Raw genomic sequence first — 20,804 nt, 5'->3', positions numbered from 1 at the left:
CTTCAAAGGAGTGACTGCTGTGAAGATTCTTGTCATCGGATACATGCATTCTCGAGACGACAAAAGGGTCTTCAGAACGGTGCGAGCACTGTCTAAAAGATGGAAGGTCATATACCAGTACCGAACGAAGGAATCAGAATCCGGTTTCGAGGAAAGAGGAATTGAATACATACCACTAAAATGCGAGAACACAGGAAGCGTTTTGCGCAAACTTTCAGAAAGAAGGATCTTCGATGAGAAGATCTGTCATCTTGTGGAAAGAGAGGACTACGATGTGCTTTACCTCCATCACTTTCCGGCCACGAAGCCCTTGAAACCATTTCTGATAACCAAAAAACAGGGGAAAAAGATCATCTACGATATTCACGAATACCATCCCCAAAATTTCCTCAACGTCCTTCCCAGACCATTGAGTGATCTGAAAGAATTTTTCATGTGGAGAATATTCAAAAAACAACTTGAACTGTCTGACCTGTGTATCTTTGTCTCTGAAGAAACACGGGATGAGATCGTCGCAAAAACTGGTCTGGCCCCGTCAAAGACCTTCGTTGTTCCGAATTATGCGTCATTGAAAATCGAACCTGATTCCGGCAGAAAAAGAAAGGAAATCATCATGGTGGGAAAAACCCAGAGAAATCTCACCTATGAAAAGAAACTCATAAAGGCACTGATCGAAAAGGGATTTTCTTTCAGAGTAATAGGAATGGAATCAAAAGTGTTCTCCGATGTGCCTCACACATACACTTCCTTTCTACCGTATGAGAAAATGATGGAGGAGATCTCAAAAGGAATGTTTTCGCTTGTGTCTTACAGTACAATCGGGAGAGAGGACTACAAGAACGATTTGTACGCTCTGCCGCATAAATTTTACGATTCCATCGCTGCCGGTACTCCGGTTGTTGTCAAAAAATCCTTCGTATCAATGGCAAGGTTAGTTAAAGAGTTAGAGATAGGAGTTGTCATTGATCCTTCAAATACAGAGGACAGTTTGAGGAAAATAGAAGACGCCTGTCAAAGATACGAAAGAATACTGGAAAACATCAAGAAACATCAGAACCTTTTCGTCTGGGATGAAAGGAAAGAAGAAGAATTTCTGAAGAAAATAGCCGAGGTGATCGAATGAAAGTACTTGGATCATATTATCCAGATGGACTGTACGGTGACGGAAACGCTGCCGGAAGGATCGTTGAGGTGATAGTTCTCACAAGTGCATCTTAGAGAATCGGGCAAAAGCCTGTTCTTTCAACCGGGAAACGGTATCTTTCCTTTCCACAAGGAGTTTCAGTGTTTCGATCACCCTTCGATCCAGTTTACCCTGAGAGGCTTCTTTTTCCAGAATCTTCAGTGCTTCAGAAACAGAGAGTGCCTTTCTGTATGGTCTGTCCTCGATGAGTGCTGAGAACACATCCGTTACCTGAAGAATCTTCTGGTGCACGGTGAGGTTTCGTGAGGTCAGCCCAAGAGGATATCCAGATCCATCGCACCTTTCATGGTGTGCGGCCGCTATCTTTGTTATGTAGCCAAGGCCTGCTTCTTCCAGAATTCTGTAGGTATCCACCACGTGGTTTCTCATGATGAACATCTCAACCTCGTTCAATTTGCCCGGTTTGTGAAGTATCTCAAGTGGGACGCTGATCTTTCCCACGTCGTGAAGCAAAGCGGCGATGTAAACAAGTTTGGCATCCTCTTCGCCCAGCATCTCTTCAGCAATGATTCTGGAAACTTCGGCAACCGTGAGTGTGTGCTGTCTCGTGTAGATGCTTCTCACATCGAGCAAGAAGGCAAGGATCTTAACGAGGGGTTCAAACTCGCTGAGAGACAAAAGCCTGGGAGAATGGAACCTTGGATTCTCATCCAGAAGATATACAATGCAGTGATCGTGCAGAATTTCCAGTGCCACCTGTTTCACCGGTGAAGTTATGCCCGGATCATTCTCTATTCTCTCGGTTGCTTCTTTCAGAAAGTCCACACTTAACTCTTCGGTGTGGTGTTTCAGATGAATCTGGGAGATCCTGTCAGCGGCGTTTATACAGTTTGCAAGCAAGGTTGTTGTTTCATCTTTCAGTTCATGGTATGGTGCGTGATGATACAAAACGGCCTCTTTACATTCTGAAGACAGAAAGTCCACGGAGGAAATGAGTGTATGGGAAACACCAGCGTGTCTGTTCTTTTCATCGAGGGAAAATACGAGTTTTTCCAGGTCGGCCACTCCTCTGAACAGGTCGCTGAACCTTTTGTAGTTCTCCGTCGATGCGAGAAGAACAAGCCCGGTGTCATGTACCAACCCGGAAAGATAGGCAAGATCCAGATCTACCGGAAGTGAGAGTTTTTCTACCATCTCCCTTGTAATTTTTGCAACCTGGATAGAGTGCTTGACAAAATTTCTGTACTCGAGGATTCCAAAGTGATTGAATATTTTCACAAAAGACTCAAGGGGAACCTGCACCGTTAAATTCAACATTTTTCACCTCGTTGCAGGGAAGTTTCCAGGACAATTATATAATATCGGTGATATCGAGTTCAGGGGGGATCAACATGAGGATGAAAGTGTCTGGTGTGCTTTTTTTACTGATCTCTCTGATACTTTTTGCAAGGGGAACATTCTCCGTTCTGGATTTTTCAGCGAACAGGTCCTATGAAATCCACTATATGCTTGATTCAGAACTTCATACGTGGGTGGGACACGATGACTACGTGGACATTTCAAAAAGTGAATTTGAGCAATTGAGATCTGTGATTCAGCGAAACGAAAGTTATGTTAAAAGTCTGAGGCAGAAAGTGAGTGAACTGGAGAGCCAGATTGAAGATCTTAAAGACCAACTTTCAAACAAAGAACAGACCATAGGAGACCTGGAAGATCGGATCACGACCCTCACTGCATCTGTGTCTTCCCTAGAAGGCCTGCTGAAAGAAAAAGATCAAAAAATAACAGAACTTCAAGATCGTGAGTCTGACCTGGAAGATCGGATCACAACTCTCACCGCGTCTGTGTCTTTCCTGAAAAGCCTGCTAGAAGAGAAAGATCAAAAAATAGCAGAAAAGGATCAGCATATTCTCAACCTGAAAAATCAAATCCAGGATCTGGAAAATCTACTCGATGCGAAGAACGAGGAGATCACCATTCTTGCTTCGCTTGCAAGTGCACCGGCTACGATAACGGAGATTTTCAAGGAAAACAAAGATCTGAAAAAGCGTCTTGAGACAGCAGAGTCCACCATCACAATTCTGAAAGAAGAGATTCGAAAAAGGGATGAACAGCTATCTCAGGCCAAAACTCAGCTGGAGCGAATGAACGAGCTGGAAACTCTGGTAGAAACTTACCAGAGCTCACTGACCACCCTTCAGGAGGCTTTGAAGGAAAAAGACGAACAGCTGAAAATCCTTTCAGAAACTCTAACCAGGGAAGTTGAAAAAGCACAGGCAGAATCTGAAAAACTTCGAGAAAAATTGAAGAAAGCACTATCAATACTCAAATCCCTCAACGATATCCTCAGGGTTCTGAAAGAGAATCTCTCCAGCCTTGAAGCCATCAGCCTTGAAAGCTAGAAAATATCAGCACAGTTGTTGGAGAAGAATGAATCAAAACGCTTGAAAACGGAAAAAGTTAGTGCTGCTATTCAATGACCGTGTTGCAGAGTCCAATCATCCACTCTGTCGGGATACTGTTATGAAACAACGATACACAATATGCTTGGGCGATGGGAAATATATGAACGAAAACCTGATGACCTGGCTTTTAGTGTACCCCATAGGTGTTAGGAACAGAATTTTTCGACAAAATACTTGAAAGATCTGTTTTTTTGTTTGGCTGTTTCTATGGAAAAGTTTTCAAGCAATTCGATCATAAAGTTTATTCTAGAATATTTCTCTGGGATCAAACGGTTGAATTGTTCCTTTGTTATATTTTCGGTGTTTTTTAATTTTCTTTCTTTGATTTTTAAATCTCGAGATTTGTCTTTGTTCAATCCAGCAAGATACCAGCTTTCTATCTCTCTGATAACAACGACAACCCTTTTTGGATCTATATTGGGCAAATAATTCTGTATTTGTTGCTTTCTCGCAGTTACACATGGTGAATCGTCCATATCAGTTACATAAATGTAATCCCATCCAGCACTTGTGATGGAACGTATATAACTCTCAAGCCGCTCTTTTTTCATCTGAGCGTATTTTACCAATTTCACACTATCAAATTTTTTCTTCAAAACTGGCACCACAATTCTTTCAAAGAATCTTTCATCATCATTTCCTTCAACAAATATGATCAGGAGCATGCTTGAACCTCACAGTAAATTCTGGACATAGAGTTCATCTATACCTATTTCGTTCTTGAGAAATACCTCTACCTCTTTTTTATTTGCGGGTCTTTCAATCCTCGAAAAACCCTTTTCATCACGAAAGACAAAGAGCAAGTTTTCTAGACCTGCATACTTCACAAACTCCGGATTGTGTGTGGTGATTATTATCTGCTTTTGACGAGAAGCATCTTTCATCATATCTACTATCTTGGAAACAAGGTAGGGGTGAATGTTTCTTTCTGGCTCTTCTATGATCACCACACGTTTCTTTTCGAAATACAAAACGAGAACAAGGGCAATTATATTGATTGTCCCATCAGAAATCAAAGGTGCCGGTATGTAGTCTTCAAAGTAATTTTCTCGTATCTTGAACAACAGAGATTTATCTACAAGTTTTTCTATATCAAGGCTTTCCACAAAAGGAAGAAGGTCTTTTACAAGATTGAAAAACTTTTTTCGGCTTTCTTCGTTTTCCAGTATTTTCTTAACCACTATTGGTAAGTTCTGGCCATTCTCTTCCAGTTCGGCTTTCCCTGTAATAGGAATAGCCTTTTTTGACAGTTTTGGATCGAAGTCGTAAATTGCGATCTCTCTGAATATATCACCAAGTGGGGTCAGGAACCTGAATAAAGGAGTTTCCATCAAAAGAGAATTTTCTGGTATATTTTCTTTCAATAAAAAGAGCGTATTTTCGACCATCTTTTTGTAATTAGAATCTGGTACCTCTATCTGGTAGTTCAATTTTCCGTTTTTCCGAAGAACTTTTAAAAAAACATCTGTCTGATCTTTTCTTGTAAAAATTTTAAGATCTTGTTTCAATTCTTCTTTTGTTACTCTACACCATGTCTTTTGGTCAAACCGCAAGCAAAATTCGTACTCAATCTTTACTATCTTTAAAACTTCTCCGTTCCCTAGAAAAGATGGTATTTCTTTGTTTTGCGACTGTGATTCAGAAGAAGTTACCTTTAGCGATAGATCCTGGGTTGAACCTATTTTCATGTTTCTTATGTACTCATGCCCTCCCTGCAGGGATATTGCGTTATCCAGGCCAAAGTTGGCAATATCTCTTAGAAACTCAAAAATGCGAATGAAATTTGACTTTCCTGAAGCGTTAGGGCCAATCACAACATTGAAATTCCCAAGATCGACTTTTAGTTCATCAAAACTCTTGAAGTTTTTTCCCTCTATCTTTTCAATAAACATATTTCCTCCTCCCTTCAACACTATATTACTACATAAATCAATTGTCGGTAAAACAAACCGCAGAACTCAACTTATAGGAATTATAGTCCAAAATATAATAGTCTGAACTATAACCTTTCAGAGTAATCAGGCTGAAGTAGCAGTTTCATGCTTGCTAGGTGACGAGAAATGCGGGAAGAGATCTGGTGGTTGGGTCTTTAGCGTACCCTGCTGGCATGAGAAACGCTCTGGATCTTCACCGTCCACTGTGAAAAGCCCATCTCCAGGTAAACAAAAACCCCCTGACAGATGCCAGGGGGTCGAATGCCCTATGTTTAATTCAGACAGAGGCGAAGGATACTGATCTAACCTTCAAAATTGTACTCCCAGGTTTATACCAAATCCAAAGCCTTCCATGAAAATATTTGGAAGAGAAATGTCTTCTTCCAGGTCTGATTCATTCCAGATGAGGAAGTAGTAACTATAATCGATGTAAGGGTTGATGTACACATGGTTGAATCTTATTTTGTAACCAAGTGATCCACCAAAAACAGGCGCGTGAATGTTAAGAGATGTGTCGTTGAGTTTGTATGTTATCAAAGAATAACCAAGTGACACACCAACATATCCTCCGTTGAAAACTTCTTTGAAATATCGATTGTACGAAATCTCCCCTCCAAAAGCCAAGATTTCGATGTTCGAAGGATCAGACATAGACGCTGTGTATCCAATTCCGCGGATGAGAACAGTGTCCGTGTTTGACACAGAGAACTCCACACCGCCGGTGAAACCACCACTTCCTTCAATGATTCATGGAAGGACAGAAAATACAGGATCGAAGAAAAACCACACTTCGTTTCCCAGAAGAGCCACCCCGAAGAGCATTAAAACAACAGTTCTCACTTTAATTAACGGAAAATTTTATTTTACAATGTGTAAAAGTAAAAACACTGACATCTCAACGTATATTACCTATTTGAAAGATATTGAAACAAACATCAAACCGCGTCGAGCAAAAAGAGATAGGCAGGCAGAACTTTTATTTTCACACCATCCAGGGAGAGTTCGGTGTGCAAATCCCAGGTTATAAGATATCTTTCGGGCATCCGAAACAACCCCTGGGTATTTCTTTTCCCGCTTTATAACACATATTGACCTATCAAAAGGTCAAATCTTCCCAATTTTGACCTACATATAGGTCAAAATCTCCAAACTAGTGGGGTTATAATAATCACGAGAAAATCTCTACTTACTTTTCTTCACAACAGGCAGCAGAAAAAGCCGTAAAAGCCGTGTTCCAGAAAATGGGAGCACAGGCATGGGAACGTTCCATAGCAGATCTGCTCGAAGAACTTTCCAGACACTTTGAAATCCCTGAAGAACTCATGGACCATGCCCTTGAACTGGACAAAGCTTGTATCCCCACAAGGTATCCGGATGCCCTTCCTTCCGGCTCCCCCAGAAACAGGTATTCCAGAATTGAAGCCGAAAGGCTGGTGAACTATGCTGAAAAGATCATCCGATTCTGCGAAGATCTTCTATCCAGAATATAAAAGGGAAAAGGTCCTGGGAATCATCAGAAATTCCCTTCCACAACTCCTGAAGAAACTTCCTGTGAGACTTGTGGTACTTTTTGGCTCTTATGCGAAGGGAAATTTCACCGTCTTCAGCGATGTCGATCTTCTTGTCGTGTACGAAGACCCGTTCAGAGAAGACGCTTATAAAATCGTGAAAAGGACCATCAAATTGAAAGGACTGGAACCGCACGTCTACTCTCTGAGTGAATACAAACAGATGGAAAAGACCATCTCGAAGATGATCGAGGGTGGAGTGGTTGTTTATAAAGCGTTATAGAAATCTCGACAACCTCGACAAACTCGACAGACATCGAACGGGATCGACAAACCGTCAGATCTCCATGTAACTGAACTTTCCAGAGATCCTGTAGCCTTCCTTTTCAACAAGGAGTATCCGCTTTTGAAGGAGTTGATCCATGACTGAGTACGCCGTTGTTCGCTTGAAGCCCTCTTTCTGAAGTGTTTCTATGATCTTTTCTCTGGAGTAGACAGAACCTCTCAGGACTCGAATGGCCTTTTTCTGGTTTTCTGTCAGGTTCAGAGTCAGCCCGGTGTACTCTGATATCGTCCTGTTGATCGTGTTGATCAGATCCTCTTTACTCAACAGTTCCTTGTGAATGTTGTCGTAGATCGCCTTTGTCAATATCCACAGGCCGTCTCTTGGGTTTCCATCGGAAAAACCGGCCACTATATCGAGCACTCCGTCTTCGATGAGTTCAATGTAAGATCCAAGCCTTTTGATGATCAACTCTTTGATCTCAAGTTTCTTCAGAGTCTCAACAAAAACGATGTCCGTGAATATGTTTTCCAGATTTCCTGCTTCGTTCCATCTCAGTCTGTCGGCAGCGTATTCGCGGTATATCGAAAAGGGAAGAGAAAGTATAACGACAAAATCCTCCATGATGATGAAGTTCTTTATCGAATCTATCACCCTGAGAACGTCTTCCTTCTTCTCCTTGTCCAGTTCGTCTATGATCAGAAGGAATTTTCCCTTTCTCTGAACCGTCTGTTTTATCAGTTCTCCGAGTTTTTCTCTGGCTTCGAAGAAGTTGAACCTCGGTCTGATCGATTTCTCGTGTGTCAGGCTGGCGTTCACACCAAAGGAAACACCAAGGGAAAAGCCCTTTATGGTTGAAACTTCATCCGTTATCCACTTTCTAACCTCTTTTGCAAGATCCGACACTCCCTCCACCTTCTCCAGGGAAAGCGCCAGACTGTGCAAAAGATCGTAGAGTATGCTCTCCATGGAGTCTCTGAGCGAGATGTTCACCCTGACCGTGAATACTCCTTCCGGGTTCACGAAGTTGAGTACCGTCGTTTTTCCAATGCCCGTCTCTCCAGAAACACCAACAATCCCAAAAGGTTGATGAAGTGCTATTGAGTTCAGATAGTTTATCTCCCTGGCCCTGTTCACCAGGTACTCTGATTCGCCTTCTCTGAGCGGTCTGTCCACCAGAACACTCAAAAGATCGGCCACCGTTTGCTTCACAAAATCACCCCTGTATTATTTTCTGTTTTGTTTAGATTATACTACAAATTCCTGTTACCGTCTCGACACCGTCGACAAACTCGACAGACACCGGACAGGTTCGACAGCTTTCTCAGGCGGACGTGACTTGAAAATCAAACACGTCAATATTTATCGAACCAATTCGATAAATTCGTACGTTTTTATCGAATGAGGTAGATAAATTCGAACGAGTATGGTAAAATAAGATGAAATCTCTCCAGGGAGTGGTTCGCAGTGAGGATGGACGAGCTTTACATTATGAATCCGTGGTGGCGAGACCCAGAGGTCATAAACACTGATCGACACATATCGATGTTCGAAAACAGCACATTCAAATACTTTCCAGAAAATCTCTTCAAGAAGATTCCGCTGAACAAACCCGGGATATACACAATAAGGGGACCTCGCCAGATAGGAAAAACTACGTTCTTAAAACTCTACATAAGGAAGCTTTTAAGAGACGGTGTGAAACCATCGAACATTTTCTTTTTCACATGCGACGCCGTGAAAGATAGGTTCGAATTGATAGAAACGATGAAGACCTATTTTCAGATTTTCGAAAGGAAAGCCGGTGAAACAAGATACCTATTCATAGACGAGATAACCGCGGTGGAAGACTGGCAGAAATCCATCAAATATCTGGTAGACATCGGCTTGCTTGAAAATTCCCTCCTCATACTCACAGGTTCCTCTGCTTTCGATCTGAAGAGATCGAGTGAAAGACTTCCAGGAAGAAAGGGTTACGGTGAAGACCTGGTGTATCTTCCTCTCACCTTCAGAGAATTTCTAAAAAGCCTTGGAGTTTCGGTGGAAAGAATGTCAGTGGATGATATCTTCTCGAAAAGCGAGGAAGAACTTCGAATTCTGTATCTCAAGAACTCTTTTCTGAAGGAATACTTCCTGAAATACCTGAATACAGGTGGATTTCCAAAAGTGATAGATGTTTTCCTGAAAGAAGGCAAGATCGACGAGATCACGAAAGGAGTTTTTCGAGATTTCATCCTGGGAGACGCGGAGAAATACCTGGGGTCGAGAATTAAGATCATAGAGATCTTCAAAAAACTTCCAGATATAGTGGGGCAGCGTTTTTCATGGAACTCCCTTGTTGACATATTCAGTGGCGCTATAGAAAGTGTTGACACGATTCAGAAATATTTCGAGTATCTTGGTTACAGCTTCATTCTGATGAACGTGTTTTTCGTGGATATTTCCAGAAAAACCGTCAGATTGAAGAAACAGAAGAAGACGTATCCCATCGATAGAGTTGTGGTCGATATCATTGAAGAGATCAGCGGAAAGCAGATCAAGCTTCCCCAGATTGTGGAGATGCTAACTCTGAGACATCTCATGGGAAACGGAAAGACCTTGCCGAACGGCATGAACCTTTACGACGGACCATTTTTCTGGTATTCGGATCGTGGCAATGAGGTAGATTTCGTTTTCGAACACGGAGATTCTCTCATACCGGTTGAAATCAATTTCCAGAACAACATACACAGGTCCGATTATGCTGGGATGAAGAAAGTCTTCAAGAAAGGAATCGTCATCACCCAGGATGCGATCTTCAGAGACGAAAACATCGTGGCGGTACCGGCATGGCTCTTCTTTGCAGTGTTTGAAGGAAACGAATAGTAACCTTTGTCTTCACGCTGTTCAAAGAAATCTCTGTTCTCAGTCCATAGCGCTCCCATAAATGTCGATCAGTTCCCACCGCCAGGGATAACGATCTCAGAAGCCCCGGTGAAAGCCGAGACGACGCAGTTGCAACAAGGCTGGTGAGCTTGCTGAAAAGATCGTCTGAGACTCGTGGTGCTCTTCGCTTCTCACGCAAAGAGAAAAATCACCGCCTTCAGTGATATCGATCTCCTTGTGGTTTATGATGATCCAACACAAAGATGATCGAAAACGGAGTGGTTATTTACAGGAAAGAAGATATTTGAAGAGATTCTATGTACTGTGTTCGAAAGAGACTGACCTACAGAAAGGTCAAATTTTGACCTGTGGATGGGTCAAATCGAACTATAGTTTCTCCGATGAAGTTCTACTAATGATTTCCAGAATTTTAAGTTCTGTATTGATATATGATACATCAGAATGGGAGTGAATGATAATACAACAAAAATTGAAGAAAGACTCTGCTATCTGATGGAACTGTGGAAGGTAGACTGTCTTCCTCTGGTTTCTACCGTGTCTTTGTAATTCTTCATCTCTCCCACTGGGATTTTCACAAGTATAGCAGTTGAAACGCTTTTCCGAAAAGATCATATTTGACAGTATGGTGATGTACGGTGGTGTATTCGATAGATTACTTTGGTGTCTAATGCGACTCTGATTTGTAAAAGCGGGAACTGGGATGGAGAATTCTTTTCCTCTAAATATATGTAAACAGTCCTTTTGTGCCCTGTTTGTTGCTTTCAGATCACTTTTTTCTGAGTTGATTCTTTATGTAGGAAAACGCATCTCTGTAAATCAGTAAGATAGCAAGCATCACTAGAACGCAGAGGATGCCGTAGAACGCATAGTTTTTCACAAATGTGCCGGCTGCAGCAACAGTGATTGTCAAAAGGGTGCACAGATAGATTCTCCCAAGGTCAAAATCAACGGGATAATACTTCTTCGCAATAACCGTTCTCAGTATAAAAAAGAGAATGTAGGAAAGTCCTGTTGATACAGCGGCGCCTCTTGCACCAAGTATGGGAACAAGTAACGTATTACCTAGGAAATTCGCAATGGCAGAAAGGCTTGTGATGACAATGTGCCAGTGGGTCTTCTTGGAGAAGTTGATACCTAAAACAGTGGTTTCAGAGATCGTGTACATAATCGGATAGAGTATCAAAAATGGAGCGATGTACGATGCTTCTCTGTAACTTTTGGCGAACAGCAGAAATATGAGATCTTTGAATCCAAGAACAAAAATGCCGGCTACAAACAAAATAGCACTGACCATCGTGTTCGCCTTTTTGAAAAACTCTTTCGAATCATTGTTCAATTCGTATTTTTCATAGGCAACGGGTATCCAGAAGGTGGTGAAGCCGCTCTGTAATAACTGCATTACCGAGACAATCTTGAACGCAGCGCTGTAAAGGCCTATTTCTGTAAAGGTGGAATATTGTCTCAACGAGATTCTATCTATCGACGAGAAAAGCCAGTACAGGAGAGAAGAAGGCACAAAAGGAAGGCCGTACTTCAGGAAAATTCTCAGAAGGTTTATGTTCAACTTTGCGAATTTGCGAGACGATCTATCGGCAAGAAATCCAGCTATTAAGGCAGAGATGTTTCCAACTATCTGACCAAGTACAATTGCATAAAAACTTCCTGAAAGGGTCAACACAAATAATACTGTTCCTCCAAAATTGCCTAGAGAAGAAATGATATCCAATGTGGAAAATAAAATCCCTTTCTTTTGCATTCTAATGGAGAGTTGATTGTATCTCTGTAGAATTCCAGTAAGCAGTGATAATGCAAAAAGTAAACCGATCCAGCGGTAATGTTTTCCATACAAAACCACACTCAAGGGTCTTTCAAACAATATGAAAATTACTGAAATTCCCATTCCGAAAACAACGGAGGGTATTAGACAGTTCCAAAAGGTTTCACTCTTGTCCTGTTTTTCGTAGTAATACCTTACAAAACTCTGATCAAGTCCAAGAAGGGAAAACAGCAGAGCTACATTGTACACTAACGTGAACATCGAAGCACGGCCGAACTCTTCGGGCACGATCAAGTAGCTGATGACGGGAGTGGAAATGAAACCAATTATCGCACGAAACCAGGTACCTAACGAAAAAGATAGAAAACCTCTCAAATACTGCTTCATGGTTTCCGCACCACTCGCTTGTACACATCTATCTCCTTTTCTACTATATATTTCCAGGCAAATCCTTTTGCTCTCTCCAGAAGTTTGTTCATATCGTATCCTTCCCTTAAAACCTGTACCACTCTTTTTGCGAATCTCTCTTCGAATTGATCTCCTTCCTCGACAACGTACTCTGGAAAACCTATCGCTTCTGGAATTCCTCCGTTGCTACTTCCAATCACACATGTTCCACAAGCTTGGGCTTCTATTACAACAGCACCAAAACCTTCTTCTCTGCTTGGAAGCATCATCACATCCATTGCGTTCATGTACTTTGCCACATCTTTCTGTGGAAGTCTTCCTGTAAAGATGATGTTCAAGCCTTTCGTTTCTTTTTCGATCTTTTTTCTCAACGGCCCATCTCCAACTATGATGAAGAACATCTCTGGTATCTCTTTTGCAATGAGATGGAATATCTCTCCCAGTTTATCTGCTCGCTTTATCGGTATGAGGTTTCCTACAAAGCCCACGTACTTGTAGCCTTCTCTGTGTATTCCAAGTTCTTTTCTTACAGCTTTTTTGTCCATGGGTTTGAATATTGTCTCGTCGTAGCCGTTTGGAATCACAACAGCGTTTTTGCCGGAAAATCCTAAAGATTTTGCTTTTTCAAGAAGCGCCTTACTAACAAATATCGTTGCCGATGCACTTTCAAGGATGGACACGTATATCTCTCTTCTCCGCGGCATGAGAATATTAACATCACTTCCGTGTAGGGTGACAATGAAAGGTTTTCTGTACTTTTCTGCTAAGATCTTTGCTATTAAACCTGCTGGAACACTGTACATACCGTGAGCGTGTATCAGATCGTATTCTCTGAAATCGAACGATTGTTCAATCGCTCCGACAAATCGCTCCGCAATCTTTACAAAATAGCTTCGAGAGATTTTGTTCATCAGTACTGTATGCAAGTTTCTGTGAATCAGAACAGGTTTGAACTTCACTCTCTCATATTCTTCCAATGGATATTCTCCATTCTGCTTCTTCAAGAGTTTCTTCAATAGAACCACCAATTTGCTATTCTCATAGGCTGGTGAAACAGCATCGAAGTTCACACCATAAGTCTTGTAATGCTTCAATCTTTGGACAATGAAGATTCCAGAATTTGGATTTGAAACCTTTGGAAAAAGATTGGTGATGAGGAGAGTGTTCATATTTTGAAGTTACCCCCAGTGTTCTTCGATTTTGTAGAATGTGAAATCCTCTCTTATGATATCTCAAAAGCAGTAATTAGAAAAAAACGATTCTTTCTTTATAAAAAGACTATTGGGATCATTTTTAGGAGGGATATATTCTTAGGAACGAAAGGATTTTTCTGAAAACAAGAGTATTTATGGAAGATTTCAATATCATCTCCACTGAAACATAAACAGTTAAACCTGTAGCGAGTTCCAAGACAATCCTCCAGATCGGATTTAGATTGATCTGAGACAAAAGGAACAATACAAGAAGAGTTATTAGTCCTGCTACAATGTGTTTCCAGATCTGAGAGAATAAAGGTTTTAGAGAAATCAGCTTTCGTACCAGGATCATCTGAACCAGTGTAACTGTAAACTCTGCTACAACTGTTCCGATAACTGCTCCCAAAGCTTGATAGTTTGGAATCAACAGCAGGTTCATTGTGAAATTGACCAATGCTCCAGCTATCACGGAGGCTGTCAGGTAATTTTCTTTCTTCATCGGCACCATGATCTGGATACCAAACAGATTGCTCCAAGATATGAAAAGAATTATGGGTGTTATATAAATCACAAGATCTTTTACCTTAAGAAACTTACTTCCAAAGAACAATGGCACGAAATCCTTCATCGTAACCAAAATGAGTACCATTGCAAGAATAGAGTATTAGGTAAATCCTATCCCTATACGTCTTAGTTGGGATAAATATGTAAATTACAAACTAGTTCTCTACTTAAATATCTCACCAATCAATTCGATGAATTCTTTTTTATAAATTGTAATTGTCAGTAGAAAAATACCCGCTCCAAGAGTGACGAAACCTTCCATGAATCCCAGGACAAGAGTACATATAAAGAACAGAGATAAATAAACAACTAAGAATAGAAATTCTTTCTGATGAAATCGAAGATCTCTAAAATCTTTCAGAGAGTAGAACAGCCATATATAAAAGGTGATAGTTGTGGCTAAGGCTATAGATTGACTATTGTGGCCGATAGATAGAGCTATGGTATTCAAGGTGAAAGAAATAATAAGTATTGTGACAACAGTCCTGAAATACTTTCTTTCCAGTTTATTGACTTTATATAAATTGGTATATAAAACACTGATAATAGCAGTGGCAGGGAAGCTGGCAAAGAGTATTGATATTATGTCTAGTGATTTCACATATTTAAAGAGAAAAACCTTCACGATCAAACCTATAATAAAATATGAAGTTGATGAAATGCTTCCAACAATGATAAGATAGCTTTTCAGTTTGTTGAGCAATGATTCTGTATATCCTCTCGATAAATATGGATAAAACGTCATTGCAACAGATGAGATCACTAAGTTTATAACTGACATCAACGATACTGCAAAGGAATAGAAAGCAAAATCTTCTATTGTAAGCCACAACTTGACGAACCACCTGTCTAAAGAGTAAACGAGAAGTGTTGAAAGATTTCCGAGCATTATAAATATTCCTATTTTAAACAACATCTTTATTTCAGAAAAATCTTTTCCAACAGCGACATTGTTTATTTTAAACGAGCGATTGTATTCTATTTCATATACAAGGTATGGAAGATAAAGTGCTATTAGATAAGATATTACAAAAGGAATATAACTTTTCGAATTAAGGACAAATATTATAATCAAATTAAATGTAAGCAAGCTGATTGGATAAATGACTGCAATTTTTGAGTATACTGAAAATTCTCCCATTGCTTGATAGAGAAAGTTAAAGAATGTTCGTAAATTGGAAGGCACAATTGTCAGAGCAAATGATATGATTATAAAATCTTTTTTTAGTACACCCAAGACAATAAATATTAACGTTACAACCAGTTGAAACTTAAGAAGAAAATTACGTTCGTACTTCAGTGAGGATAGATCTATTTCGTGTCTTTTTCTCCCTCCATATTTTAAATAAATACCATCGTTAAACCCAAAATGTAATACACCAACGTAACTTGTGTAAAGAGTAAAAGTTTTTAGATAAGCATATTGATCAATTTCTAAGACAGCAGGTATTAGAAAGCCATTAACCACTCCTATCAAAAATTGGATAAAGTTAGCGCCTAAGACTTTTACCAAATCCTTTTTCAAATTCATATTCAGTAATCACTTCCTAATTTTTCGATAAATTCTGTTGTTCTCCTTTTCCACGATTCCATCTTCATCCCAGTAAATTCCCTCAATCCAAACCCATCCAACACCGAAAACTTAGGCCTTTTCGCGGGAAGATTAAAATCTTCCTGCTTTGCTCTCTTGAGCTCTCCATCCCACCCTATTTCGTTCAGAATGAACTCAGCCCATTCATATCGAGAGCAATAGCCACTGTTCGTTATGTGATACAATCCGTACGCTTTGAGTTTTATCAACTCCCACGTTGCTTTTGCAAGATCTGGTGCGTACGTTGGGGAACTCACTTCATCATCTACGATTCTCAGCACTTTGCTTTTCTTGCTCCATTCCAAAACTTTTCTCACAAAGTTCATACCATCACCAAACACCCAGCTCGTTCTGATGAGGTAGTATCTGTTAGAAAAGCTCATAACGAATCTTTCTCCAAGTACCTTACTCTCACCATATTTGTTTATAGGATCGGAAGTGTCGTATATCGTGTATGGAGATCCTTTCTTTCCTGAAAAGACATAATCCGTTGAATAATGAACGAGTTCCGCACCTATTTCGTTTGAAACTATCGCAAGATTTTTCGGGCCGATGCCGTTGACAAGGTACGCTGTTTTCCAGTCTCTTTCAGCTTCGTCCACTTTGTTGTAAGCAGCACAGTTGATGATGTGGGTGATCCCTTCATTTTTCCGTACAAACTCCCTGATCTGCTGAAGGTTTGTGATATCGAGCTCTTCCTTTGTAGCTGCGATAAAATCTATTCCTTGTTCCTTAAAAAGTTCCTGAAAGGCTCTCCCAAGCTGCCCATTGGCTCCTGTTATGAGGACCAGCATTTCCTCATCTCCAATTAAAAATTATTTTTTTGTAAATTTGTCTTAACTTGACTTTCATTTTTAGAAGGAAAATCTTGCTTCTTAATACAATGGTGTTTGTGGGCCATGTACCCATTGTCGTATATATCCTTTTTATTTTTTTATGCTTGTTGCTCACTTTTCTTAGGATCTTAAAATAGCTTTCGTCCAATGATCCAGAGGATTTGTGGTAAATGCCCTCTATACCCATTACATATGATTTTGCCCTAAATTTTTCATATGCCTCTAGGCAATAATCAACGGCATACAAATGCCAGCCGTCAATTGTTGTTTCATCAAATCTTAATTTTTCAAATAATGATCTCGGAATAATAAAAAGACATTCATCAACGGTTTGTACTTCTATAACATCATTTTTCACATTCTCCTCACCAGCTCTTACTGGTGGATAACCGTGGGTGATGTTTGTCAAAACACCTTTTTTTGGATCACGACCAGCTACTCCAAAAATTGCTTCCTGTTTTCTTGAATTTGATGATAATATCTCAACAATATCCGACAAAACCGTCGGTTTTTCAAATTTTATATCTTGATGAACAAACATTATCCACTCACCTTTTGAACGCTTTCCTCCAACGTTTAGAGCAGTAGCGGCGGATTTGTATTTATTTCTTCGGTTATCCAGCAGTATAAGCTCATAATCACTGTAGGTTTGGATTTCTAAACTTTTTATTAGATACTCATTTAAAATGTTTTTTTTGTTATAGACACAAACTATGGAAATCACCTAATCACCCCCTCAATCCCACTAGCTCTTATTTATTCTTTCAATCTCTCCCCATACATCTTTTCGTAGTATTTCATATATTCACCGTTTATAATTTCTTCCCACCAGTTTCTGTTTTCAAGGTACCACTTTATAGTGCTTCTGAGTCCTTCCTCAAAAGAAATCTTTGGTGACCAGCCGAATTCTTCCTTCATCTTCGTGATGTCGAGGGCATATCTTCTATCGTGTCCGGGTCTATCTTTCACGAACTTGATGAGACTCTCGGGCTTGCCTAATTCCTTTAAAATCATCTTCACCACTTCTATGTTGGATCTTTCGTTTTCCCCACCGATGTTGTAGATTTCTCCTTCTTTTCCTTCGTGTATTATAAGATCTATCGCTTCGCAGTGGTCTTTCACGTGTATCCAGTCTCTGACATTTCTTCCATCTCCGTAAACGGGCAGAGGTCTATCGTGGATAGCGTTGATAATCATCAATGGAATCAACTTTTCAGGGAACTGGTATGGACCGTAATTGTTGGAACAGCGAGATATAGTAACAGGAAGTTCGTAAGTTCTGTGGTAGGCCATGACGAGAAGATCGGCAGAGGCTTTAGAGGCAGAATATGGAGAAGAGGGTTTTAACGGGCTTTTTTCTGTGAACTTCAGATCGGGTCTGTCCAGTGGAAGATCTCCGTACACCTCGTCTGTTGAAACCTGGTGGAATCTTTTGATGCCGTACTTTCTGCAAGCGTCCATCAGAACCTGTGTGCCTATGATGTTGGTCTTGAGAAAGATCTCCGGATCTTCAATGGATCTATCCACATGCGACTCTGCAGCGAAGTTCACAACGATATCTGGCCTTTCTTCCTCGAACACCTTGTAGACCAGTTCCCTGTCACATATGTCTCCCTTTATGAAGCGGAAATTCTCTCTATTCAACGCACTTTCCAGGTTTCTTAGATTTCCAGCGTAGGTGAGCTTGTCAAGACAGATAATTCTGTAATCTGGATGTTTTTCCATCATGTAGTGTATAAAGTTGCTTCCTATGAATCCTGCTCCACCTGTGACGAGAATTTTCACTGTTCATCACCACCATAGACAAAGTTACAGTCACTGTCTTTTAAAAACGGAGCGTTTCTGTCCTTTTCTGAGAGGATAGGTTCTTCTATTGGCCAGTCGATCCCTATATCCGGGTCGTTCCATCTGATGCTTCTGTCATGTTCTTTCGAGTAGTATTGATCGACTTTGTACTGCACTTCTACATCATCGGTGAGAGTTAGGAAGGCATGACCAAAGCCTTTTGGAATGAAGAGCATCCTTTTGTTCTCCTCTGAGAGTTCTACCATGATCCATTTTTTGTACGTGGGTGAACCCTTTCTCAAGTCAACTGCCACATCGAGGATTTTTCCCCTTGTACACCTTACTAGCTTTGCCTGTGCCACCGGATTATTCTGGAAGTGTATTCCCCGGAGAGTTCCTTTTCTCTTAGAGTAGGAGTGATTATCCTGGACGAACACAGCATCTATTCCAAGCTCTTTGAATACTCTGTAAGAATAACTTTCCATGAACCAGCCACGTTCGTCTTCAAAGACTCTGGGTTCTATAATCAAAACTCCTGGCAAATCTGTTTCCATGACCTTCATTTCTCTTCCCTCCGGTATATAATTTTACCTTCTGCAACTCTCCTCAGATATTCTCCATAGACGGAATTTTTGTACCTTTCAGCAGCTTTTAAGAGTTCTTCTCTTGAGATCCAGCCGTTTCTGAAAGCAACCTCTTCCGGAGATGCGATTATGATATTCTGTCTTTTTTGAACAATCCTCACAAATTCTGAAGCTTCGAGCATTGCGTCCGCTGTTCCTGTGTCGAACCAAGCGAATCCTCTTCCAAGTATTTTCACTTCGAGAAGGCATTTTTCCAGATACAGCTTGTTCAGGTCTGTTATTTCCAGTTCTCCTCTTTTGCTGGGTTTCAATGTCTTTGCAAGTTCAGAGACACCTTTCGGATAAAAATAAAGTCCCACGACTGCGTAGTTCGATCTGGGGTTTTTAGGTTTCTCTTCTATGGAAAGCACCTTTCCCGTTTCGTCAAACTCCACGATTCCAAATCTTTCTGGATCATCAACGTAGTAGGCAAAAATAGTAGCTTTCTCCGTGTTACTGCTTGCCTCTCTGAGAAGTTTTGTGAGGTCGTGTCCAAAAAAGATGTTGTCTCCAAGAACAAGAGCGCTCGGATCGTCCCCTATGAACTTTTCCCCTATTATGAAAGCTTCCGCTATACCCCTTGGTTCAGATTGCTCAGCGTATTCGAGATAAATTCCAAATTGACTTCCATCACCGAGAAGTCTCTGGAAATTTGGAAGATCCCTGGGTGTTGATATGATAAGAATCTCTCTTATTCCAGCCAGCATGAGCGTGGTGAGCGGATAATAGATCATGGGCTTGTCATATATGGGTAACAGTTGCTTACTAGTTATAAGGGTCATAGGGTACAGGCGTGTTCCAGCTCCACCAGCGAGGATGATGCCTTTGCGCGCAATGCTATTCATTTACTTCTCCCCTCCTTTGTTCACACGGAAATTCAAGCCATCTATAATACCCTCAAATGTGTTGACTAACTTTCCTTTCATCAAAAACTGGAGGAATCTAATGAGTCTTGTTGGTATCAGAAATCCAAATGTGAACAGGTAGGCTCTGAAAGTCCCAAAGTACTTTTTGCAAAGTATTATCCTGTTTCGGTTCATCCAGTAATATTTTGGAGTCTTCTTTGTGTTGCCGGAGCTTGCTCCCACTTTGTGCCAGATTTTAGTGTTAGGATTGTAGATAATCTTGTAGCCGTTCCGCTGTAGCTTTAAACAATAATCTGTGTCTTCGAGGTAGAGAAAGTACTCTTCAGGAAGAAAACCTACTTCCTCAAAAATCTTGGTGGGTACAAACCACAAGCACCCAGTGGCAAATGTTATTTCTCTTATTTCATCGTTATTGACAACGACTGTGTCATATTTATCGTAATTAGAATGATAACCACTGCATTTTAACTTAGAGAAATATCCACCATCGAACCATATTTTGTCTTTTTCGTTGTAATAGTAGATCTTTCCAGTAACGATTCCTATCTTTTGATCTTTGAATCTTTCGTAAGCCCTTAATAGTTCCTCATGTAAGTGCCTGTCAGCAATCGTGTCATTGTTTATAAGGAGGAAAAAATCTGGCTTGGAATGTTCCATAGCATACTTTATCCCAAAGTTGTTACCATAGGCGAAACCACCGTTCTTTGGGGTCTTGAGAACAACCACCTTGGATTCGTTTGAGAATACTTCTTTGAGTTTTTCATAGTCATTGTTAGGAGAAGCATTATCAACAATCACTATCTTATGTAGTGGTACCGTTTGATTAAGCAGAGTTTTTACGCATTCTACTGTGTCATGGAAACCGTTATAGCTCACTAAAATGGCAACTGTTTTTGGCACCATATCACGTCCTTAAAGGTTCTATCACAATCATTTAT

The 20,804-nt window shown here is 40.5% G+C and carries 22 protein-coding genes; 7 read left to right on the top strand and 15 right to left on the bottom strand.

The window, feature by feature from the left end:
- Nucleotides 1–19: 19 nt before the first annotated feature.
- Together CTN_RS00245 and CTN_RS10010 are read left to right on the top strand one after the other, a co-directional pair.
- The gene (locus tag CTN_RS00245; protein WP_038066242.1) at nucleotides 20–1,123 is read left to right on the top strand and encodes a glycosyltransferase; all 1,104 of its coding nucleotides are present in this window, start codon (nucleotides 20–22) and stop codon (nucleotides 1,121–1,123) included.
- A complete protein-coding gene (locus CTN_RS10010) occupies nucleotides 1,120–1,218 on the top strand; it encodes a UDP-N-acetyl glucosamine 2-epimerase (protein ID WP_144399056.1) in 99 nt (32 codons plus the stop codon). The genes CTN_RS00245 and CTN_RS10010 overlap by 4 nt, the downstream gene beginning before the upstream one ends.
- Here the strand turns inward: CTN_RS10010 and CTN_RS00240 are convergent.
- A complete protein-coding gene (locus CTN_RS00240; protein WP_161595585.1) occupies nucleotides 1,202–2,446 on the bottom strand; it encodes an HD domain-containing phosphohydrolase in 1,245 nt (414 codons plus the stop codon). The two genes, CTN_RS10010 and CTN_RS00240, sit on opposite strands and share 17 nt — an antisense overlap.
- 89 nt (nucleotides 2,447–2,535) lie before the next feature.
- Between CTN_RS00240 and CTN_RS00235 the strand changes: the two genes are divergently transcribed.
- Nucleotides 2,536–3,546 (top strand): coiled-coil domain-containing protein, encoded by a 1,011-nt coding sequence (locus CTN_RS00235; protein ID WP_049750493.1) that lies wholly within the window; start codon nucleotides 2,536–2,538, stop codon nucleotides 3,544–3,546.
- Between the two features lie 209 nt (nucleotides 3,547–3,755).
- On the opposite strand, the gene CTN_RS00230 is transcribed toward CTN_RS00235, so the two are convergent.
- The 3 genes from CTN_RS00230 to CTN_RS00220 form a co-directional block, all read right to left on the bottom strand.
- Nucleotides 3,756–4,274: a DUF4276 family protein gene (locus CTN_RS00230; RefSeq protein WP_012644934.1), complete on the bottom strand. Its 519-nt coding sequence runs from the start codon at nucleotides 4,272–4,274 to the stop codon at nucleotides 3,756–3,758.
- Between the two features lie 9 nt (nucleotides 4,275–4,283).
- A complete protein-coding gene (locus CTN_RS00225) occupies nucleotides 4,284–5,501 on the bottom strand; it encodes an AAA family ATPase (protein WP_038054488.1) in 1,218 nt (405 codons plus the stop codon).
- 351 nt (nucleotides 5,502–5,852) lie between these two features.
- Nucleotides 5,853–6,257 (bottom strand): hypothetical protein, encoded by a 405-nt coding sequence (locus CTN_RS00220; RefSeq protein WP_012644932.1) that lies wholly within the window; start codon nucleotides 6,255–6,257, stop codon nucleotides 5,853–5,855.
- Nucleotides 6,258–6,772: 515 nt separating this feature from the next.
- On the opposite strand from CTN_RS00220, the gene CTN_RS00215 reads away from it, so the two are divergent.
- Both CTN_RS00215 and CTN_RS00210 read left to right on the top strand, forming a co-directional pair.
- Complete coding sequence (locus CTN_RS00215) at nucleotides 6,773–7,033, top strand: HEPN domain-containing protein (protein ID WP_012644930.1); 261 nt, start codon at nucleotides 6,773–6,775, stop codon at nucleotides 7,031–7,033.
- Nucleotides 6,984–7,334: a nucleotidyltransferase family protein gene (locus CTN_RS00210; RefSeq protein ID WP_004081204.1), complete on the top strand. Its 351-nt coding sequence runs from the start codon at nucleotides 6,984–6,986 to the stop codon at nucleotides 7,332–7,334. Before CTN_RS00215 ends, CTN_RS00210 begins: the two co-directional genes overlap by 50 nt.
- Before the next feature lie 54 nt (nucleotides 7,335–7,388).
- Here CTN_RS00210 and CTN_RS00205 read toward each other — a convergent pair whose 3' ends face one another.
- Complete coding sequence (locus tag CTN_RS00205; protein ID WP_011942970.1) at nucleotides 7,389–8,546, bottom strand: AAA family ATPase; 1,158 nt, start codon at nucleotides 8,544–8,546, stop codon at nucleotides 7,389–7,391.
- A 255-nt stretch (nucleotides 8,547–8,801) separates the two neighbouring features.
- Between CTN_RS00205 and CTN_RS00200 the strand changes: the two genes are divergently transcribed.
- A complete protein-coding gene (locus tag CTN_RS00200) occupies nucleotides 8,802–10,199 on the top strand; it encodes an ATP-binding protein (RefSeq protein WP_012644928.1) in 1,398 nt (465 codons plus the stop codon).
- Nucleotides 10,200–10,373: 174 nt separating this feature from the next.
- On the top strand, nucleotides 10,374–10,466 hold the full coding sequence (locus CTN_RS10245) for a nucleotidyltransferase family protein (RefSeq protein WP_010865166.1): 93 nt from the start codon (nucleotides 10,374–10,376) through the stop codon (nucleotides 10,464–10,466).
- A gap of 520 nt (nucleotides 10,467–10,986) precedes the next feature.
- Here the strand turns inward: CTN_RS10245 and CTN_RS00195 are convergent.
- The 10 genes from CTN_RS00195 to CTN_RS00150 all read right to left on the bottom strand — a co-directional run bounded on the left by CTN_RS00195 (nucleotide 10,987) and on the right by CTN_RS00150 (nucleotide 20,766).
- Complete coding sequence (locus CTN_RS00195) at nucleotides 10,987–12,384, bottom strand: oligosaccharide flippase family protein (RefSeq protein ID WP_012644927.1); 1,398 nt, start codon at nucleotides 12,382–12,384, stop codon at nucleotides 10,987–10,989.
- Nucleotides 12,381–13,574, bottom strand: a complete 1,194-nt coding sequence (locus CTN_RS00190) for a glycosyltransferase family 4 protein (protein WP_012644926.1) — start codon at nucleotides 13,572–13,574, stop codon at nucleotides 12,381–12,383. Before CTN_RS00190 ends, CTN_RS00195 begins: the two co-directional genes overlap by 4 nt.
- Before the next feature lie 124 nt (nucleotides 13,575–13,698).
- Nucleotides 13,699–14,250, bottom strand: coding sequence for a polysaccharide biosynthesis C-terminal domain-containing protein (locus CTN_RS00185; protein WP_012644925.1), 552 nt, complete (start codon nucleotides 14,248–14,250; stop codon nucleotides 13,699–13,701).
- A 78-nt stretch (nucleotides 14,251–14,328) separates the two neighbouring features.
- Complete coding sequence (locus tag CTN_RS00180) at nucleotides 14,329–15,696, bottom strand: MATE family efflux transporter (RefSeq protein ID WP_012310457.1); 1,368 nt, start codon at nucleotides 15,694–15,696, stop codon at nucleotides 14,329–14,331.
- A 2-nt stretch (nucleotides 15,697–15,698) separates the two neighbouring features.
- Nucleotides 15,699–16,550 (bottom strand): dTDP-4-dehydrorhamnose reductase, encoded by an 852-nt coding sequence (rfbD, locus tag CTN_RS00175; RefSeq protein WP_012644924.1) that lies wholly within the window; start codon nucleotides 16,548–16,550, stop codon nucleotides 15,699–15,701.
- A gap of 4 nt (nucleotides 16,551–16,554) precedes the next feature.
- Nucleotides 16,555–17,316 (bottom strand): glycosyltransferase, encoded by a 762-nt coding sequence (locus CTN_RS00170; RefSeq protein WP_012644923.1) that lies wholly within the window; start codon nucleotides 17,314–17,316, stop codon nucleotides 16,555–16,557.
- 32 nt (nucleotides 17,317–17,348) lie between these two features.
- Complete coding sequence (gene rfbB / locus CTN_RS00165; RefSeq protein WP_012644922.1) at nucleotides 17,349–18,377, bottom strand: dTDP-glucose 4,6-dehydratase; 1,029 nt, start codon at nucleotides 18,375–18,377, stop codon at nucleotides 17,349–17,351.
- Nucleotides 18,374–18,940, bottom strand: a complete 567-nt coding sequence (gene rfbC / locus CTN_RS00160; RefSeq protein ID WP_012644921.1) for a dTDP-4-dehydrorhamnose 3,5-epimerase — start codon at nucleotides 18,938–18,940, stop codon at nucleotides 18,374–18,376. The genes rfbB and rfbC overlap by 4 nt, the downstream gene beginning before the upstream one ends.
- Nucleotides 18,937–19,845: a glucose-1-phosphate thymidylyltransferase RfbA gene (rfbA, locus tag CTN_RS00155; RefSeq protein WP_012644920.1), complete on the bottom strand. Its 909-nt coding sequence runs from the start codon at nucleotides 19,843–19,845 to the stop codon at nucleotides 18,937–18,939. The genes rfbC and rfbA overlap by 4 nt, the downstream gene beginning before the upstream one ends.
- Complete coding sequence (locus tag CTN_RS00150) at nucleotides 19,846–20,766, bottom strand: glycosyltransferase family 2 protein (RefSeq protein WP_038068212.1); 921 nt, start codon at nucleotides 20,764–20,766, stop codon at nucleotides 19,846–19,848.
- Nucleotides 20,767–20,804 lie beyond the last annotated feature (38 nt).

The organism is Thermotoga neapolitana DSM 4359 (genome assembly GCF_000018945.1).
GTDB classification, from domain to species: domain Bacteria; phylum Thermotogota; class Thermotogae; order Thermotogales; family Thermotogaceae; genus Thermotoga; species Thermotoga neapolitana.
The sequence above is the reverse complement of the archived record's forward strand: the minus strand, read 5'-3'. Positions and strand labels throughout refer to the sequence as shown.

Coding starts and splice junctions, on each gene's coding strand:
- CTN_RS10010 (WP_144399056.1), top strand. CDS start 1,120: ATGAAAGTACTTGGATCATATTATCCAGATGGACTGTACGGTGACGGA.
- CTN_RS00235 (WP_049750493.1), top strand. CDS start 2,536: ATGAGGATGAAAGTGTCTGGTGTGCTTTTTTTACTGATCTCTCTGATA.
- CTN_RS00230 (WP_012644934.1), bottom strand. CDS start 4,274: ATGCTCCTGATCATATTTGTTGAAGGAAATGATGATGAAAGATTCTTT.
- CTN_RS00225 (WP_038054488.1), bottom strand. CDS start 5,501: ATGTTTATTGAAAAGATAGAGGGAAAAAACTTCAAGAGTTTTGATGAA.
- CTN_RS00210 (WP_004081204.1), top strand. CDS start 6,984: ATGCTGAAAAGATCATCCGATTCTGCGAAGATCTTCTATCCAGAATAT.
- CTN_RS00195 (WP_012644927.1), bottom strand. CDS start 12,384: ATGAAGCAGTATTTGAGAGGTTTTCTATCTTTTTCGTTAGGTACCTGG.
- CTN_RS00190 (WP_012644926.1), bottom strand. CDS start 13,574: ATGAACACTCTCCTCATCACCAATCTTTTTCCAAAGGTTTCAAATCCA.
- CTN_RS00185 (WP_012644925.1), bottom strand. CDS start 14,250: ATGGTACTCATTTTGGTTACGATGAAGGATTTCGTGCCATTGTTCTTT.
- CTN_RS00180 (WP_012310457.1), bottom strand. CDS start 15,696: ATGAATTTGAAAAAGGATTTGGTAAAAGTCTTAGGCGCTAACTTTATC.
- rfbD (WP_012644924.1), bottom strand. CDS start 16,550: ATGCTGGTCCTCATAACAGGAGCCAATGGGCAGCTTGGGAGAGCCTTT.
- rfbC (WP_012644921.1), bottom strand. CDS start 18,940: ATGAAGGTCATGGAAACAGATTTGCCAGGAGTTTTGATTATAGAACCC.
- rfbA (WP_012644920.1), bottom strand. CDS start 19,845: ATGAATAGCATTGCGCGCAAAGGCATCATCCTCGCTGGTGGAGCTGGA.